This is a genomic window from Streptomyces sp. WG5 (assembly GCF_049974565.1).
Lineage (GTDB): Bacteria > Actinomycetota > Actinomycetes > Streptomycetales > Streptomycetaceae > Streptomyces.
Genome location: NZ_JBNGGC010000022.1, coordinates 1 through 16,792, shown reverse-complemented (window position 1 = coordinate 16,792; position 16,792 = coordinate 1). Strand labels below are relative to the sequence as shown.

Sequence of the window (16,792 nt, the reverse complement as noted above, 5' to 3'; positions counted from 1 at the left end):
CGGCTCAGTGCCACGTGCGGTGCCGGCGCTGCTAGGGGTCCGTCCGCGGCGTCCGCGGCCGGGTGAGGACGCCGTCCCAGAAGTCGGCGAGGGCGCGGGCGGTGGGCAGGGGCCGGTCGGTGTTGGGGGAGTGTTCGGCACCGGCGATCACGGTCCTGCGCGCGTCCAGCCGTACGGCCATCTCGTCCAGGAGCGGTACGGGCCAGGTGGCGTCGTACGCGCCCGACAGCACGTGGAACGGCAGCGGCACGGCGGCGAGCTCGGCGACGCGGTCCGGCTCGGTACACAACTGACGTCCCGTGGCGAGTAGTTGAGCGGGCCTGGTGCCCAGCCAGCGGCTGCGCAGCCGCTGCGGATCTCCGGGACCGACGGCGGGGCCGCCGACCTCCTCGGGCGGCTCCATCGTCTGGATCACCGCCCAGACCTCGGCCATCGTCATGGTGTCGAGCGCGTCCCGAAGGAGCTTCACCCGCTGCTGCTGGGAGACGGAGATCCGCGCCGGGCCCGAGGACATCAGCGTGAGGGAGGCGAAGGGGGCGTGGTCGAGCAGGACGGCGGCACGTGCGATCTGACCGCCGAGGGAGTGCCCGACGAGATGCACCCGGGTGGTCCCGAGGGCGGCCACCTGCGCGAGCACGTCCCGGGCCAGCTCGGTCTGCGCGTATCCGGCTTCGTCGTGCTCGGGTCCGTCGGACTCGTACTGCCCCCGCCCGTCGACGGCGACCGTACGGTACCCACGCGCCCCGAGCGGTTCGTGGAGCTGTGTGAAGTCCTCCTTGCTCCCCGTGAACCCGGGCAGCATCAGCACCGTCCCCTTCGCCTCGATCCCCCCGGCCACGGGCGAGTCGACGACGGCGAACTCACCACGCGCGGTACGCAGCCGGTATGCGCGGGCGCCGGAGGGCAGGGTGAAGGTGGCGTTACTGCTCACGGGCAGAGGTTATCGGGCGACACGGGTGACGGAGAGGGCGGCCGGCTGCCGGGCGTCGCTCGCCCCGCCCCCGCCGCTCCGAGTTTCCTGCTCCAGCACCCCGGCACTGGGCCTCCTGGTGGTCGGGTCGGGGGGAGGAGGCGAGGCGGGCGGGCCGGAGGCACCGGCTGGGCGGGGGACGGGCCGGGGACGGATGTGGGAACGCCGACGGCCCGGGCCCGCGTGGTGGCGGGACCGGGCCGACGGCCGGGTGAGCGGCGTGATCAGCTTTCGCCGGCCTCCGCGGGCTGCGTGGCGGCCGCGGCCGTCTTGCGGGTGCGGCGCGCCTTCGGCTTCGCCTCGGCCGTGCCGGCGGCCTCGGCGGGTGCCTCGACGGCAGCGGCTGCCTTACGGGTCCGGCGCCGCGGTGCGGCCTCCGGCTCCTGCGAGGCCTGGGCCGGGATGCCGGCGGTGGCCTCGGTGGCTTCGACGGGCTCGGCGGCCTTGCGGGTGCGGCGGCGCGGCGTGGCCTCCGTGGCCTCGGCCGTGTCGACGGCGGTCTCGGCCTTGGCTGCGGCGGTCTTGGTGGCGGCCGTCTTGCGGGTGCGGCGCGGCTTGGCCTCGGCGGCCTCCGGGGCCTCGTCGGCCTGTGCGGGCTCGACGGCTGCGGCCTTGCGGGTGCGGCGCGGTTTGGCCTCCGCGGTCTCCGTAAGGTCCGCGGCGTCCGTCGCGGTCGACGCCGTCGCGGCCTTCTTGCGGGTGCGGCGGGGCTTCGTCTCCGTGGGTTCGGAGGCGGGCTCGGTCACTCCCTCGGCCGTGTCGACCGCCGTCTCGGCGGGCGTGGTCGTGGTCGCGGCCTTGCGGGTGCGGCGGCGCGGCTTCTCCACGGGAGCCTCGGCCGCCGGGGCCTCGACGACCGCGGGTTCGACGACCGCCGGCACGTCCACCGTCGGCTCGACCACCGGTGTGGCTTCCAGCGGCGCGGCCGGCGCCTCGGCCGACTTGCGGGTGCGGCGGCGACGCGACTGCGCGGGCGCCTCGGCGATCTCGGAGGCCGCGAGCGTGGCGTCCGTCCCCGCCGAGGGGGCGTCGGTCGCCGTGGCCGTCACCGGCCGGCGCGACGGCTCTCCACTGCGCGTGCGGCGTCGGCGGCGCAGCGTGCGGGGAGCCGTGGCGGCGTCCGTGTCCGCGTCGGCCGCGCTGTCCGCAGGGCCGGCCACGGCCTCGGGTGCGGCGGTCGCGGAGGTGGCCGCGTCCACCGGTGCCCCACCGCGCATCCGGCGGCGACGACGCGGCGTCGTACGGGACGAACGCTCGCGCTCGGCGGAACGGGACTCGTCCCGGCCACCGCGACCACCCCGGCCACCACGGTCGCCGCGCGCGCGGCCACCCGGCTCGCCCAGGTCCTCCAGCTCCTCCGCCTCGAGCCCGGCGCGGGTGCGCTCCGAGCGAGGCAGGACACCCTTGGTGCCCTCGGCGATGCCGAGGTCGGTGTACAGGTGCGGGGAGGTGGAGTACGTCTCCGGCGGGTCGCTGAAGCCCAGGTCCAGCGCCTTGTTGATCAGCTGCCAGCGCGGGATGTCGTCCCAGTCGACCAGCGTGATCGCCGTACCCTTCGCGCCCGCGCGGCCGGTCCGGCCGATGCGGTGCAGGTACGTCTTCTCCTCTTCCGGAGACTGGTAGTTGATGACGTGCGTCACGCCTTCGACGTCGATGCCGCGGGCGGCGACATCGGTGCAGACGAGCACGTCCACCTTGCCGTTGCGGAAGGCGCGCAGGGCCTGCTCGCGGGCGCCCTGGCCGAGGTCGCCGTGGACCGCGCCGGAGGCGAAGCCGCGCTGCTTGAGCTGGTCGGCCAGGTCGGCCGCCGTGCGCTTGGTGCGGCAGAAGACCATGGCCAGTCCCCGGCCGTCGGCCTGCAGTATGCGCGCCACCATCTCGGGCTTGTCCATGTTGTGCGCGCGGTAGATGAACTGCTTCGTGTTCGCGACCGTCGCGCCCTCACCGTCCGGCGAGGTGGCGCGGATGTGCGTGGGCTGCGACATGTAGCGGCGGGCAAGTCCGATGACCGCGCCCGGCATGGTGGCCGAGAACAGCATGGTCTGGCGCCGGGCCGGGAGCATGTTGATGATCTTTTCGACGTCGGGCAGGAAGCCCAGGTCGAGCATCTCGTCGGCCTCGTCGAGGACCAGGCACTTGACGTGCTTCAGGCTCAGCTTCTTCTGGCCCGCCAGGTCCAGCAGGCGGCCCGGAGTGCCGACGATCACGTCGACACCCTTCTTCAGGGCCTCGACCTGCGGTTCGTAGGCCCGGCCGCCGTAGATCGCCAGGACGCGCACGTTGCGGACCTTGCCGGCGGTCAGGAGGTCGTTGGTGACCTGCTGGCACAGCTCGCGCGTCGGGACGACGACCAGGGCCTGCGGGGCGTCGGTCAGGGCCTCGGGGGCGGCGCGGCCCGCCTCGACGTCGGCGGGGACGGTCACGCGCTCGAGGAGCGGGAGGCCGAAGCCCAGCGTCTTGCCGGTGCCGGTCTTGGCCTGGCCGATGACGTCCGTGCCCGAAAGGGCCACGGGGAGCGTCATCTCCTGGATGGGGAAGGGAGTGATGATGCCGACGGCCTCGAGGGCTTCGGCGGTCTCGGGGAGGATCCCGAGGGATCGGAACGTCGTAGTCAGGGTGCTGCCTCTTCTGTGTACGTGGTGCGAGGCGAGCGCGCGGGTCGTGCCGGACCGTGTCGGGGACGTCGGCTGCCTTACGGGTGAGCCGTAGGACACGGGACCTCTGTCGACGCTCCAGCGCTCGTACCACTGAGGGTCCCCCTCCGGATTCCGTACGCAGTGTGGCGGACGGCAGGGAGGGCTGTCGGGTCGGAGCCGATCGGGCCACCGACCGGGCATCCTCATGCGTGCGGCCCGACGACGATGTCACGTACCCGTACGTCACATACTCGGCAGGCGCTTTACCACCATACCCCGGATTCGCGCACAGGCGATGGCCGATTTGGTCGCGTAGTTGTCGTCACACTGATCGGCCGGGGCGGACCGGGGGCCGACCTGCGCCGACGGGGGGCCTTCCGGCAGACGACAGGCGGGCTATTGTGCGCTGCATGACGAGCTCGGACAAGCCTGGCAACGCCGCAGACGCCCCCGCCGAAACCACCGAAGCCACCGGAATCTCCGGAACCACTGAAACCTCCGCAGCCACCGAAACCACGGGAGCCACCGGAGTCGCCGCCCTGGACTGGGCGACGGCAGCCGCCGACCCCCAGTACCGCGCCGCGGTCGTGGACCTGCTCGGTGCGCTCGCATACGGAGAGCTGGCGGCGTTCGAGCGGCTCGCGGAGGACGCCAAGCTGGCGCCCACGCTCGCGGACAAGGCGGAGCTGGCGAAGATGGCGTCGGCGGAGTTCCACCACTTCGAGCGGCTCCGCGACCGGCTCGCCGAGATCGGCGAGGAGCCGACGGCGGCGATGGAGCCGTTCGTGGCCGCCTACGACGGCTTCCACAAGCAGACGGATCCCTCCGACTGGCTGGAGGGGCTCGTCAAGGCGTACGTCGGTGACTCCATCGCCAGCGACTTCTACCGCGAGGTCGCGGCCCGCCTCGACTCCGACACCCGCGAGCTGGTGCTGGCCGTGCTCGACGACACGGGGCACGCCGGTTTCGCCGTGGAGAAGGTGCGTGCGGCGATCGACGCGGACCCGCGTGTGGGCGGGCGGCTCGCGCTGTGGGCGCGGCGGCTGATGGGGGAGGCCCTCTCGCAGTCCCAGCGGGTGGTCGCCGACCGGGACGCACTGTCGACGATGCTGGTGGGCGGTGTCGCGGACGGCTTCGACCTCGCCGAGGTGGGCAGGATGTTCTCCCGGATCACCGAGGCGCACACCAAGCGGATGGCGGCGCTGGGTCTGGCGGCCTGAGCGCTGCCGGGCACCCGGCGCGGGTCCCGTCGGGCGCTCACTTCCGGCGTGGACCCCACCGGCCGCGGCGACCGCTCTGGCGGTCGCCGATCGGCCGCGGAGTCTTCCCGCGGGCCGCAGCAGCAGCGACAGGGAGGCCGCGGAGAGGGCCGCCGAGCCCAGGAGGACCAGCAGCAGACCGCCGGCGCCCAGCGCGGTGTGGGTGACGAACGCACCGAACAGTGCCCCGGCGATCCCCGTCGGCAGGACCAGGACACGGTCCGGCAGACGGTGTGGCAGACGGCGGGCGGCGGCCCACGCCAGGGCCAGGCCGAGGATCGCGGCGCTGAGCGCTTCCAAGAGCATGTCGGGGGTCCCTCCCACATGGCCGGCCTGCCCGGAACGGTCACAGCCGTCTTACCCCTGACCTGCGGAATGCAACCCTCCCTCTGTGGGTGAACTGTGCTCCGTGTGTGAAACGGGAAGAACTCGCACGACGGGAGGGGCCCGGCGGCTGGTCACCGCCGGGCCCCTCCCGTTCTTCGTCCGTCGCCCTGCTTCCGCCGGCTACAGCGCGCCGAAGCCCACCTTGCGCGGCGCGGGCTCGCCGATCTCGACGTAGGCGAGACGGTCGGCCGGCACCAGGACCTTGCGACCGTGTTCGTCCACCAGGCTCAGCAGCGCCGACTTGCCGGCCAGTGCATCGGCCACCACCCGCTCGACCTCCTCGGCACTCTGACCGCTCTCCAGAACGATCTCGCGGGGCGCGTGCTGCACGCCGATCTTGACCTCCACGGCTATGTCCCTCCGACGGTCAGTGAAATGCGCGATCTTCCGCGCCGTACGCAGCACACATTAGCCCGGTGAGGGGACGTACACGCTGCGACGGAGAACGCCAGGAGCGAACAGCCGGCGGGAACAGGCCGTCGCACGCCCGCGGCCGCCCGGCGCACCGTGCCGGTCAGTGCTGCTCGCTGCCGTGCAGCGGGAAGCCGGCGATGCCCCGCCAGGCCAGTGAGGTCAGCAGCTGGACAGCCTGGTCGCGGGGCACGCTGCGGTCGCTGTGCAGCCAGGAGCGGGCCACCACCTGGGCGAGACCGCCCAGACCGGAGGCCAGCAGCATCGACTCGGCGCGCGAGAGGCCGGTGTCCTCGGCGATGACGTCGCAGATCGCCTCGGCGCACTCGTTCGTGACCTTGTCGACGCGCTCGCGCACGGCGGGCTCGTTGGTCAGGTCCGACTCGAAGACCAGGCGGAAGGCGCCGCCGTCGTCCTCGACGTACGCGAAGTAGGCGTCCATCGTCGCCCGCACCCGCTGCTTGTTGTCGGTGGTCGACGCGAGCGCGATCCGCACGGACTGGATCAGGGCCTCGCAGTGCTGGTCCAGCAGGGCGAGGTAGAGGTCGAGCTTGCCCGGGAAGTGCTGGTAGAGCACCGGCTTGCTGACGCCGGCGCGTTCGGCGATGTCGTCCATCGCGGCCGCGTGGTAACCCTGAGCCACGAACACTTCCTGTGCGGCGCCCAGCAGCTGGTTGCGTCGGGCTCGGCGGGGAAGGCGTGTGCCCCGCGGGCGTACCGCCTCTGTCTGCTCGATGGCTGTCACGCCGCCTCCCATAGTCGTCCTCGTGCGGTGTGCGCCGCGTCGCCATCGTACTTTTCGGTAACCGTGGTGTGTGCGCTGCGAGCGCAGAATTTCACGGACCGGACGGTGACGAAAGCAGCACAACAGGTTTCAAAAGGGTTCAGTCCGGGCAGAGATGGCCTCCTTCTGCTCGGCGGGCCTCTCCGGCGCCCCGCGGCGCCGCGTCTCAGCGGTAGTCGTCCTCGTCGTGGGAGACGACCCGGGCCTGTTCCACCAGGTCGGCCTCGTTGGCGCGGTCCGGTTCGACGCCGGTCAGCGGGTCGTCGCGCTCCGGGGCGATGTCGGCCTGCTGCTCGGCCGCGTCGGCGTCGGGTGCCTCGACGTCGAATTCCTCCGGTTCCTGTGCCTCGTCGTCGAAGGTCTCGGGGTCGGTCGGGTCGACGGTCATGCTGGGCTCCCTTCCTACGGACGTCCCTGAAGGTGCAGGGGCCACACGCGGGTGCCCACTCCACGAGCCTAGGAGACACCCGATCCGGACGCCATGCGTCGTCGGCTCCTGCCCCCATGCCGCGGGCTGACGCCGTGGGCTTCGCTGTGGGCCGTCTCCCGAGGGTTCTTCCGTGAGTCGTCTGCCGTCGTCGTCCCCCATGGGGCCGTCCCCTTCGCGGCGGCCCCATGGGGCCGCCGGTGTCGTCGGCATCCGTACCGGCTGTCGCGCCGCCGCACCCGCGCCTGTGACGGCGAACACATGAGCCACCGTGTGATCGTCTCGTAACATTGCCGCATGCCTTCGACCCAGCCGCCGACCGTGCCGCCCGCCAACGTGCTGCCGAAGGTCGCAGCAGTCAAGGTCGCGGCCGGTGAGCGGCTCAGGTCGGTGCAGCTGCCCGGCATCACCCTGACGGTGCGCTCGAGGCCTCCCGCGCGCGAGGGACTGCCGCCCGCGCTCTACGTCCACGGCCTCGGTGGTTCCTCGCAGAACTGGTCGGCGCTGATGCCGCTGCTGGAGGGCGTGGTCGCCGGCGAGGCCATCGACCTGCCGGGCTTCGGGGACTCCCCGCCACCGGACGACGGCGACTACTCGATCACGGGTCACGCGCGCGCGGTCATCCGCCACCTCGACGCGGCCGGGCGCGGCCCCGTCCACCTCTTCGGCAACTCGCTCGGCGGCGCCGTCGTCACCCGCGTGGCCGCGGTGCGGCCCGACCTGGTGCGGACGCTGACCCTCGTGTCGCCCGCGCTGCCGGAGATCCGCGTGCAGCGCAGCGCCGTGCCGACGGGGCTGCTGGCACTGCCGGGGGTGGTGTCGCTGTTCACCCGGCTCACCCGGGAGTGGACCGCGGAGCAGCGGGTCCGGGGAGTGACGGCGCTCTGCTACGGCGACCCGGGGAGAGTGACACCGGAAGGCTTCCGCAACGCCGTGGAGGAGATGGAACGGCGGATGCGACTGCCGTACTTCTGGGACGCGATGGCCCGCTCCGCGCGCGGAATCGTCAACGCCTACACGCTGGGCGGCCAGCACGGGCTGTGGCGACAGGCCGAACGGGTTCTCGCACCGACGCTGCTGGTCTACGGTGGACGGGACCAACTCGTCGGCTACCGCATGGCCCAGCGGGCTGCCCGCGCCTTCCGTGACTCCCGGCTGCTGACCCTGCCGGACGCGGGACACGTGGCGATGATGGAATATCCGGAGACCGTGGCCACGGCGTTCCGCGAACTCCTCGCGGACACCGGGGAACCGATGGTCGGCGAGAGGACCGAAGAGGCCGTCGACGACGAGCCCGCCAACCAGACCACAGGAGGCTGAGGCGCGACGTGGGACGCCACAGCCGCCGCGGACCCGCCCCCAAGGCCGACGCCGCGGACACCGCCGCGGCGCGGGAGGCCCGCCCCGGCCCGTTGGGCCGCCGCCGGGCCCCCGGTCCCCCGGCGGAGGAACAGGCACCGCAGGCGAACGGAACGCCCGGCACGGCCCCCCGTGGGGCAACGGACGGGGAGCCGGGCAGGGCGGACGGAACCCGAGGCGGGGTCCCGTCCGGCGGCCCGCAGGGACATGCGGGCCCGGGCCCGAACCCAGGCCCGACCCCTGGCCCACGGCATGCGGGCGGGATGTCGGCCCATGGTTTCGCGACGGCTGCGGACGGCACCCCGGCCGGTGGCTTCCCGCGGGCTGCGGACGGTACGCCGGCGCAGGGATATCCGCGGGTCGCGGGCGGTACGCCTGCACAAGGGTCTCCGCGGGTGGCGGGCGGTACGCCGGAACGGGGCGGCCCGGTGTTCCCCGACGGAACCCCGGCGCACGGTGCGCCGCGGGCCCGTGGTGGCCATCCCGAGCAGCGTGAACCCGGCGGTGGCTGGGGCGAGCTGAGCGGGCGGACCGGTGCCGGGCACGGCATTCCCGGCGGGCCGTCTGCAGCCGGCCCCGCGCGGCCCGCGCCCCCCGCGGCCTCCTCGTATCCGTCGCGGCCCGTGCAATCCGGGCCCCCCGGTCGGTCCGCGCCTCCCGGCCCCTCCTTCCCGCGGCAACGGCAGGCGGCGGCGGGAGAACCGCGGCAGGAGTACCTGGATGCCTTCGGCGAGGACGGCGACGTCTTCGCCGCCCGTCGTCCCCCGCGCCGCAACCCCGTCGCCGATCGCCCCGCCGACCCGTACGCCTCCGTCACCGACTGGAGCGCCGCCGACGGGGTCGGCGGTATCGCGGGCGGCGGTGCCGGAGGCGCCGCCACCGCCACCGGCACCGATTCCGACGACGCGCCGCCCGCCGGCCGACCCGCGCCGGTCAAGGGCGGCAAGGGCAGGACCTTCACCGGCATCGCCGCGGCCGCCGTCACCACCGTGCTGGCGGTCGTCGTGGCCGGGCAGGTCGCCGACGGGGCGGACGGCGAGGACGTGCAGTCGCAGTCCGCCGCCGACCAGGCCCGCGGCGTCCACGACTCCGCGTCGCGCGCGGACGGACGGCCGACGCCCTCGAAAACCGAGTCCGCGGCGCCGCTGACGTACGAGCAGAAGATGGGAAAGAAGTACCCGCTCAGCGCCACGCTCGAGGGTTCGGGGAAGTTCGACGCGGTCCCGGGCATCGCCAAGGGGCCGGGGACGGGGCAGAAGTACACCTACCGCGTGGACGTGGAACAAGGGCTCGGACTCGACGGGCAGCTCTTCGCCGATGCGGTGCAGAAGACGCTCAACGACGACCGGAGCTGGGCCCACAACGGCGCCCGCACCTTCGAGCGCATCCACTCCGGGCAGCCCGACTTCGTCATCACGCTGGCCAGCCCCGGCACCACCGCGGTCTGGTGCGCCAAGTCCGGCCTGGACACCACCCAGGACAACGTGTCCTGCGACTCGGCCGCCACCGAGCGCGTGATGATCAACGCCTACCGGTGGGCGCAGGGCGCGGAACCGTACGGGGACGACCTCCACGGATACCGGCAGATGCTGATCAACCACGAGATCGGCCACCGCATCGGCTTCAACCACGTCACCTGCGACAAGGACGGTGAACTCGCCCCGGTCATGCAGCAGCAGACCAAGTTCATCGACCACGACGGAATCGACTGCCGCCCCAACCCCTGGGCGTACCCCAACAGTTGACCGCGAGGCCCGGCCGTTCTCGTCGCTCAGGGTGACAGATCCATCCCTTAGCGCGACGGAACGCGCTCCAGGGCGGAAAGTTACGACCGTTCACCCCTTTTGGTGGCGTGATGGACAACCGTCCATCACGCCACCGCCTTGTCCGCATACGTTCGTCCCGCTGCGAGCCGCCGGGCCAACGACGGCTCCCCAGACGGGAGATCGGGGGTGCGCGCGTGCGCATCGGACTGCTTACGGAGGGTGGCTACCCGTATGTGAACGGTGCGGGCGGGCTCTGGTGCGACCGGCTGGTGCGCGGTCTCGAGCAGCACGAGTTCGACGTCTACGCGCTCAGTGACAGCGAGCGCCAGGAGGCTGACGGGTGGGTGCCGCTGCCGCCGCAGGTCAGCCGGGTCCGCACCGCGTCGCTGTGGGACGCCGTGGACGGCGGTGCCGTGCACGGACGGCGCGCTCGCCGGCGCTTCGCCGAGTGCTACGGGGAACTGGCCGCCGTCCTCTGCACGGGCACCCTCAACGACTCGTCCGGGGCCTCGCAGGAGGCGTCGGCCCTTGAGGCGGACCGTTTCGCCAGCGCACTGTACGGGCTCGCCGAACTTGCCCGCGACGAGGGCGGGCTGTCCGGCGCGCTCCGCTCGGAGACCGCCGTACGCGCCCTGGAACGCGCCTGTCGCGCGCCCGGCGCCCACCGCCCGGCCCGGGAGGCTCGCGTCCCCGATCTGCTCGCCGTCGCCGCGCGCCTCGAACGCCTTCTGCGCCCCCTGTCGCTCGACTGGTACGAGGACGACGGCCTCGGTGCGGTCGACCTGTGCCACGCCGCCTCCGGTGGCACGGCTGCGCTGCCCGGCCTGCTCGCCCGGCACTTCCGCGACGTGCCCCTGCTGGTGACCGAGTACGGGGTGCGGCTGCGGACGCACTACCTCACCGACCCCGACTCGCCACCCGCGACACGGTCCCTGCTGGCCGCCTTCCACAGCCGACTGGCCGCCGAGACCTACCGGCACGCGGCGGTGATCACGCCCGGCAACACGCACGCCCGCCGCTGGCAGGAGCGCTGCGGGGCCGACCGCGCCAAGCTCCGCACGGTCCACCCGGGCATGGACGCGGCCCCCTACGCCGAGGTGGGAGAGTCGCCGGACCGCGCCGACCCGCACACCCTCGTCTGGGTCGGCCGCGTCGAGCCCGCCAAGGACCTGGTCTCGCTGCTGCACGCCTTCGCGGAGATCCGCGAGGAGGAGCCGAGAGCCCGCCTCAGGATCATCGGTGCCCCCGACGGCCCCGAGGGCGCGGCCTACCTCGCCCACTGCAAGGGCCTGGCCGCGCAGCTCTTCCCCGACGAGGCCGACGGTCCGTACGCCGTCGGCCGCAACCCGGTGTCGTTCGAGGAGACCGGCGGACCGGAACTGCCGACCCGCGTCGACGCCTACGCCGCGGGCGCCGCCCTGGTGGTCCTCTCCAGCGTCGTCGAAGGGTTTCCGACCGGCCTGGTCGAGGCCATGCTCTGCGGGCGCGCGACGGTGTCCACGGACGTCGGCGCGGTGGTGGAAGCCGTCGGCGGCACCGGACTCGTCGTGCCGCCGCGTAATCCCCGGGCGCTCGCCGGGGCGTGTGTCGCCCTGCTGCGTGACCCCGAGCGCCGTGAGCGCCTGGGTGCTGCCGCGCGCGCCCGCGCACTGGAGCTGTTCACCGTCGAGCAGAACGTCGCGGCATTTCACGGCATTTACCTGGAGATCCTTTCCAGGGCGCCCGTACGCCGCGTCGTCCTCGGCGACACCCGCGAGCCGCTGCCGTTCGCCGTTCCTGCCGAGGCGCACGTCCTCGGCCGCCGGGCCGCACCCACGACTCGCGTCGTGTCCGGAGGCGGCGGCCCCGGCTGGGCGACGGACGCCCCCGTCCGGACCACGACCCCGGCCACCGCGACCGAGGGGGGCCGATGAGCGGCCTCGGCGAACTGGACCGCCCCCAGACCCCGCCCAGCCCGGGCGCCTGGGCCGAACACCCGCAGGAATTCCTGACCGCCGGGACGCCTGGCCCGGCAGCGCCTGCCGACCGGCGGTCGGCGGAAGACCGGCGGTCGGGTGAGGGCCCGTGGCCGCTCGAGAACCGGGACGGGCCAGGGCCGGACGCGGGGTGGTGCGCGGGCGACGACCAGCGCGCAGCCGAGAGTCGGCGGCCGGGGGAGAGCGGACAGCCGGGAGAGAGCGGACAGCCTGGGGAGAGTGGACGGCCGGACGAGGGCGGGGAGCCGGACGTACGCCGCCGGCCGAGCGGTGGCGGGGGAACGGGCGAGAACCGCTGTCCGGGGTCGGGCCAGGACCGCTGTCCGGGGTCGGGCGAGGACCGCTGCCCGGGGAGGGCCGCGCGCCCGCGCGCAGCCACCGACGGAAGAGCGGCGGACCGCGGCGGAGCGGCCGAGTACGGCGCGGTGGCAGCCGTCGGCGAGCAGCCGCCGTCCGCTGCTCGGCGCGCCACCGCGGACCCGGTGAAGGCCCTGCTGTACCAGCACCACGACCTCTGCGAACGCGCAGTGGACCCGCTGGAGATCGCGGCAGGCCTGGAGGCGCACGGCATCACCGACCGGACCGCCGCACGCTTCCGCCACCGGGACGTCTTCTCCCTGGCGGAGGAGATGTACGCCCGTGTCCCCCATGACGGAGACACGCCCCCGCGCCCTACGGACCTGTCGGCCCCCCGGGTGCGCGCCACCTGGATCGTGCTTGTCCTGCTGCCCGGCGCGCTGTGCGTCGCCGCCGTGGCCGGCCTGCGCCTCACCGACGGCCGACCGCGTCTGATCGCGGCCGTCGCCGGCACCCTCGCGGTCTCCCTGGCCCTGCGCGCGGCGCTGCGCCGGGGGCCGCTGAGTGCCGCGACGCGCACCACCGGCACCTGGACCTGGACCTGCTGGCTCGTGGGCTACGCCCTCCTCGGTGACGGACTGCTCGCCGCCGCGCTGGCCGGCGGTCCGGACGGGCTGCCCGACGGCACCACCGACGGTCCGTGGCCCGTCACCGTCGCCCCGGTACTGGCCCTCACCCTGGCTTGCGCGCCCGCAGCCGCGAGTGCTCACCTCTTCGCCGTGCGCGCCCGCCGCAAACTGTCGGACAGCCGCGGTCTGGCCGACTTCTCAGCCTCCGTACGCCCCCTCTTGCTCGGTGTGTTCGCCCTGTTCACGGGAGCCTTGGCAGCCCTGGTCGCGCTGACCGGCGCGGTCCTCGAAGAGCCCGCCGCCTACGCCCGGACAGTCACCCTGGGCGCCCTGCTCCTGCTGGCCCGCCTGCTCGCCGTGCACGGCTGCACCCACGCCCCCACTCTCGTCCTGTCCGCGGCGGCCACCGCTCAGGCGGCCGCCCTGGCCACGCTCTTCGCCGGCCGTCTCCCCGGCTGCGGTCTCCTGGCCGCCCCCGTGGAGGCCGTGGTCGCCGCCTGCGGCCCGGCCGGCGTTCCGACGATGGCCTGCGGCACCGGCGCCCTGGCCCTCCTGGTCCACGCCACTCGCCGCCTGACCAGGGCCTCGGCCCACGCATCGACGGAGCAGCCGCGATGACCTCACCCCCGGACAGCCCCCACACGTCCCCGTCACCCTCTGAAGGAGCCCCCAGATGACCACCTCCCGACCCGACGCCTCGGCACCGGGAGCCGCCCGATGAGAGTCCTGTTGATCGGAGCCAACGGCTACATCGGCCGCTTCGTCGCCGACCGTCTGCTCGCCGACCCGGCCGTCCAGCTCACCGCTCTCGGCCGCGGCGACGACGCCGACGTCCGCTTCGACCTCGCCACCGGCAGCCCTGGCGCCCTCACCCGCTTCCTCGACGCGGTCCACCCCGGCGTCGTCGTCAACTGCGCCGGGGCCACCCGGGGCGGCGCCCGCGAACTCACCCGGCACAACACCATCGCCGTCGCCACCATCTGCGAGGCCCTGCGCCGCAGCGGCTGCGGCGCCCGACTGGTGCAGGTCGGCTGCAGCGCGGAATACGGCCCCAGCCAGCCCGGCTCCTCCACCGCGGAGGACGCCGTGCCCCGCCCAGGCGGCCCCTACGGTGTCAGCAAACTCGCCGCCACCGAACTGGTCCTCGGCTCCGGCCTGGACGCCGTCGTCCTCCGCGTCTTCTCGCCCGCAGGCCCCGGCACCCCTGCCGGCTCCCCCCTGGGCCGCCTCGCCGAGGCCATGCGCCGCGCGATGCAGTCCGGCGACGGCGAACTCCGGCTCGGCGGCCTCGGCGCCCAGCGCGACTTCATCGACGTCCGCGATGTCGCCCGCGCCGTCCACGCCGCCTCGCTCTCCGCGGCGCAGGGTGTCATCAACATCGGCTCCGGCCGTGCCGTCCGCCTGCGTGACGCTGCCGCCACCCTCGCCCGCGTGGCCGGCTACGGCGGCGCCCTGCACGAACTCGACGGACCGCCCGGCGCGCTGCGGCCCGTCATCGGGCACCCCCGCACCGAATCCGTCGGCCACCGCGTCGAAACCCTTGGTCACCACCGCACCGACGGCCTCGGCCTGCACCGCCCGGAACCCCTCGGGCACCGCGGCGACACCGAGCACCCGGCCCCCGCCGTCCACCCCTACCCGGACGGCTGCGGCAGCTGGCAGCAGGCCGATGTGCGCACCGCCCGCGACCGTCTCGGGTGGCGACCCCGGATCGCCCTCGAAGAGTCTCTCGCCGATATCTGGATGGAGGCCGCATGCCGTATCTGACCGGCGTCGAAGCGGGCACCGTGAGCACCGGTGTCCGCACCGGCCTCGGCGTCCCCGGTCTGGCCCACCCCCTCGTCGCGCCCGGCGAGTGGGCCGACCTCGCCAGCCCGGGCGCACCCCTGCACTGGGTCGTCCTCAACGTCACCGACGGCCCCGGCGCCCAGCCCGACCCGAGTTGCCTGGAAGCAAGCGGCCGCCTGCGCAACGCGGGCGTTCGCGTCCTCGGCCACCTCGACCTCGGGTACGGGGCACGGAGCTTCGGCGCACTGGTCTCCGACGCGCACCGGTACCTCGACTGGTACCGGGTCGACGGCTTCCTCCTCGACCGCTGCCCGTCCGACCGGGCAGAGCTTCCCGGAGTCCGCCGCACCGTCACCACCGTCCGAGGGATGCGTGACGACGCCCACGTCGTCCTCGGCCACGGCACCCACCCCCACCCCGGCTATGCCGAGGACGCCGACCAGCTCGTCACCTTCTCGGGCGCCTGGAGCGACTACCGCTGGTCCCAGGCGGCCGAGTGGAGCGCCGGCTATCCGCCCGAGCGGTTCTGCCACCTCGTGCACGGCGTGCCCCGCGGGCATCTCGAGGAGGCGCTGCGCATCGCCCGCTGGCAGGGTGCCGGGACGATCTGGCTCACCGACCGCACGGACCGAGGAGGCCGAGTGGACCCCTGGGAGACCATGCCCGGCTACTGGGACGAAATCGTCTCGCGAGTCGGGACGGGTGTCTCGGAATGAAAAAGGCCGTGGCAGTGTTACGAGGAGAACAACCGTAATTACTGACCGACCAACGGAGTCCCCGTGTCGCTGCCACCCCTGGTCGAGCCGGCCCCCGAGCTCACCGTAGACGAGGTCCGCAGGTACTCCCGCCACCTGATCATCCCCGACGTGGGGATGGACGGGCAGAAGCGGCTGAAGAACGCGAAGGTGCTCGCCGTGGGCGCGGGCGGTCTCGGCTCGCCGGCCCTGATGTACATGGCGGCAGCCGGTGTAGGCACGCTCGGCATCGTGGAGTTCGACGAGGTCGACGAGTCGAACCTGCAGCGGCAGGTCATCCACAGCCAGTCCGACATCGGCCGCTCCAAGGCCGAGTCCGCCCGCGACACCATCAAGGGCATCAACCCGTACGTGGACGTGGTCCTTCACCAGGAGCGGCTCGAGGCCGACAATGTGATGGACATCTTCAGCCAGTACGACCTGATTGTCGACGGTACGGACAACTTCGCGACCCGCTACCTGGTCAACGACGCCTGCGTGCTGCTGAACAAGCCCTACGTCTGGGGTTCCATCTACCGTTTCGACGGCCAGGCCTCCGTCTTCTGGTCCGAGCACGGTCCCTGCTACCGCTGCCTCTACCCGGAGCCCCCGCCCCCCGGCATGGTCCCCTCCTGCGCCGAGGGCGGCGTCCTGGGCGTGCTGTGTGCGTCCATCGGCTCCATCCAGACCAACGAGGCCATCAAGCTGCTCGCGGGCATCGGCGAACCCCTCGTCGGCCGCCTGATGATCTACGACGCCCTGGAGATGCAGTACCGCCAGGTCAAGGTCCGTAAGGACCCCGACTGCGCGGTCTGCGGTGAGAACCCGACCGTCACCGAGCTCATCGACTACGAGGCCTTCTGCGGCGTCGTGTCCGAGGAGGCCCAGGCGGCGGCCGCCGGCTCCACGATCACTCCCAAGCAGCTCAAGGAGTGGATCGACGACGGCGAGAGCATCGAACTCATCGACGTCCGCGAGCCGAACGAGTTCGAGATCGTCTCCATCCCGGGCGCCCGGCTGATCCCGAAGAACGAGTTCCTCATGGGCTCCGCCCTCGAGAGCCTCCCGCAGGACAAGAAGATTGTCTTGAACTGCAAGACGGGTGTCCGCAGTGCGGAAGTCCTGGCGGTCCTGAAGTCCGCCGGCTTCTCGGACGCAGTCCACGTCGGCGGCGGCGTGATCGGCTGGGTCAACCAGATCGAGCCGGAGAAGCCCGTCTACTGACCGAACCCTGCTCCCCTTTCCCGGACGGCGGGGGGGGGGGGGGGGCCCCCCGGCCCCCCCCCCCCCCCCCCCCCCAAAAAAAACCCCCCCCCCCCCCCCCCCCCCCCCCCCCCCCCCCCCACGCAGGGGGGGGCCCCCCCCCCCC

13 protein-coding genes and 1 pseudogene are annotated in these 16,792 nt (G+C 73.4%); 8 read left to right on the top strand and 6 right to left on the bottom strand.

Going from position 1 to position 16,792, the window contains the following annotated elements; genetic code table 11:
• Positions 1-31 precede the first annotated feature (31 nt).
• Entirely contained in the window at positions 32-931 is a 900-nt protein-coding gene (locus ACP4IX_RS22985; RefSeq protein ID WP_426556503.1) for an alpha/beta fold hydrolase, read from the bottom strand.
• A 263-nt stretch (positions 932-1,194) separates the two neighbouring features.
• Complete coding sequence (locus tag ACP4IX_RS22980) at positions 1,195-3,492, bottom strand: DEAD/DEAH box helicase (RefSeq protein WP_426556502.1); 2,298 nt, start codon at positions 3,490-3,492, stop codon at positions 1,195-1,197.
• Positions 3,493-4,016: 524 nt separating this feature from the next.
• Here ACP4IX_RS22980 and ACP4IX_RS22975 point away from each other — a divergent pair.
• On the top strand, positions 4,017-4,826 hold the full coding sequence (locus ACP4IX_RS22975) for a ferritin-like domain-containing protein (protein ID WP_426526707.1): 810 nt from the start codon (positions 4,017-4,019) through the stop codon (positions 4,824-4,826).
• A 78-nt stretch (positions 4,827-4,904) separates the two neighbouring features.
• Here the strand turns inward: ACP4IX_RS22975 and ACP4IX_RS22970 are convergent.
• The 4 genes and pseudogenes from ACP4IX_RS22970 to ACP4IX_RS22955 form a co-directional block, all read right to left on the bottom strand.
• Positions 4,905-5,171 (bottom strand): annotated as a pseudogene (locus ACP4IX_RS22970) (hypothetical protein); the annotation flags it as partial.
• Positions 5,172-5,372: 201 nt separating this feature from the next.
• Positions 5,373-5,600, bottom strand: coding sequence for a DUF3107 domain-containing protein (locus tag ACP4IX_RS22965; protein WP_426526711.1), 228 nt, complete (start codon positions 5,598-5,600; stop codon positions 5,373-5,375).
• A gap of 166 nt (positions 5,601-5,766) precedes the next feature.
• Positions 5,767-6,408, bottom strand: coding sequence for a TetR/AcrR family transcriptional regulator (locus ACP4IX_RS22960; RefSeq protein ID WP_426526713.1), 642 nt, complete (start codon positions 6,406-6,408; stop codon positions 5,767-5,769).
• A gap of 205 nt (positions 6,409-6,613) precedes the next feature.
• Entirely contained in the window at positions 6,614-6,835 is a 222-nt protein-coding gene (locus ACP4IX_RS22955) for a hypothetical protein (protein WP_426526715.1), read from the bottom strand.
• 336 nt (positions 6,836-7,171) lie between these two features.
• Between ACP4IX_RS22955 and ACP4IX_RS22950 the strand changes: the two genes are divergently transcribed.
• The 7 genes from ACP4IX_RS22950 to moeZ all read left to right on the top strand — a co-directional run bounded on the left by ACP4IX_RS22950 (position 7,172) and on the right by moeZ (position 16,647).
• Entirely contained in the window at positions 7,172-8,194 is a 1,023-nt protein-coding gene (locus tag ACP4IX_RS22950) for an alpha/beta fold hydrolase (protein ID WP_426526717.1), read from the top strand.
• An 8-nt stretch (positions 8,195-8,202) separates the two neighbouring features.
• Positions 8,203-9,978 (top strand): DUF3152 domain-containing protein, encoded by a 1,776-nt coding sequence (locus ACP4IX_RS22945; protein WP_426556501.1) that lies wholly within the window; start codon positions 8,203-8,205, stop codon positions 9,976-9,978.
• Positions 9,979-10,193: 215 nt separating this feature from the next.
• Positions 10,194-11,912 (top strand): DUF3492 domain-containing protein, encoded by a 1,719-nt coding sequence (locus tag ACP4IX_RS22940; protein WP_426556500.1) that lies wholly within the window; start codon positions 10,194-10,196, stop codon positions 11,910-11,912.
• Between the two features lie 488 nt (positions 11,913-12,400).
• Complete coding sequence (locus tag ACP4IX_RS22935) at positions 12,401-13,519, top strand: hypothetical protein (protein ID WP_426556499.1); 1,119 nt, start codon at positions 12,401-12,403, stop codon at positions 13,517-13,519.
• A gap of 99 nt (positions 13,520-13,618) precedes the next feature.
• Entirely contained in the window at positions 13,619-14,668 is a 1,050-nt protein-coding gene (locus ACP4IX_RS22930; protein ID WP_426526725.1) for an NAD-dependent epimerase/dehydratase, read from the top strand.
• Positions 14,656-15,405, top strand: coding sequence for a spherulation-specific family 4 protein (locus ACP4IX_RS22925; RefSeq protein WP_426526727.1), 750 nt, complete (start codon positions 14,656-14,658; stop codon positions 15,403-15,405). Before ACP4IX_RS22930 ends, ACP4IX_RS22925 begins: the two co-directional genes overlap by 13 nt.
• Positions 15,406-15,468: 63 nt before the next feature.
• Positions 15,469-16,647, top strand: coding sequence for an adenylyltransferase/sulfurtransferase MoeZ (moeZ, locus tag ACP4IX_RS22920; protein WP_426526729.1), 1,179 nt, complete (start codon positions 15,469-15,471; stop codon positions 16,645-16,647).
• Positions 16,648-16,792 lie beyond the last annotated feature (145 nt).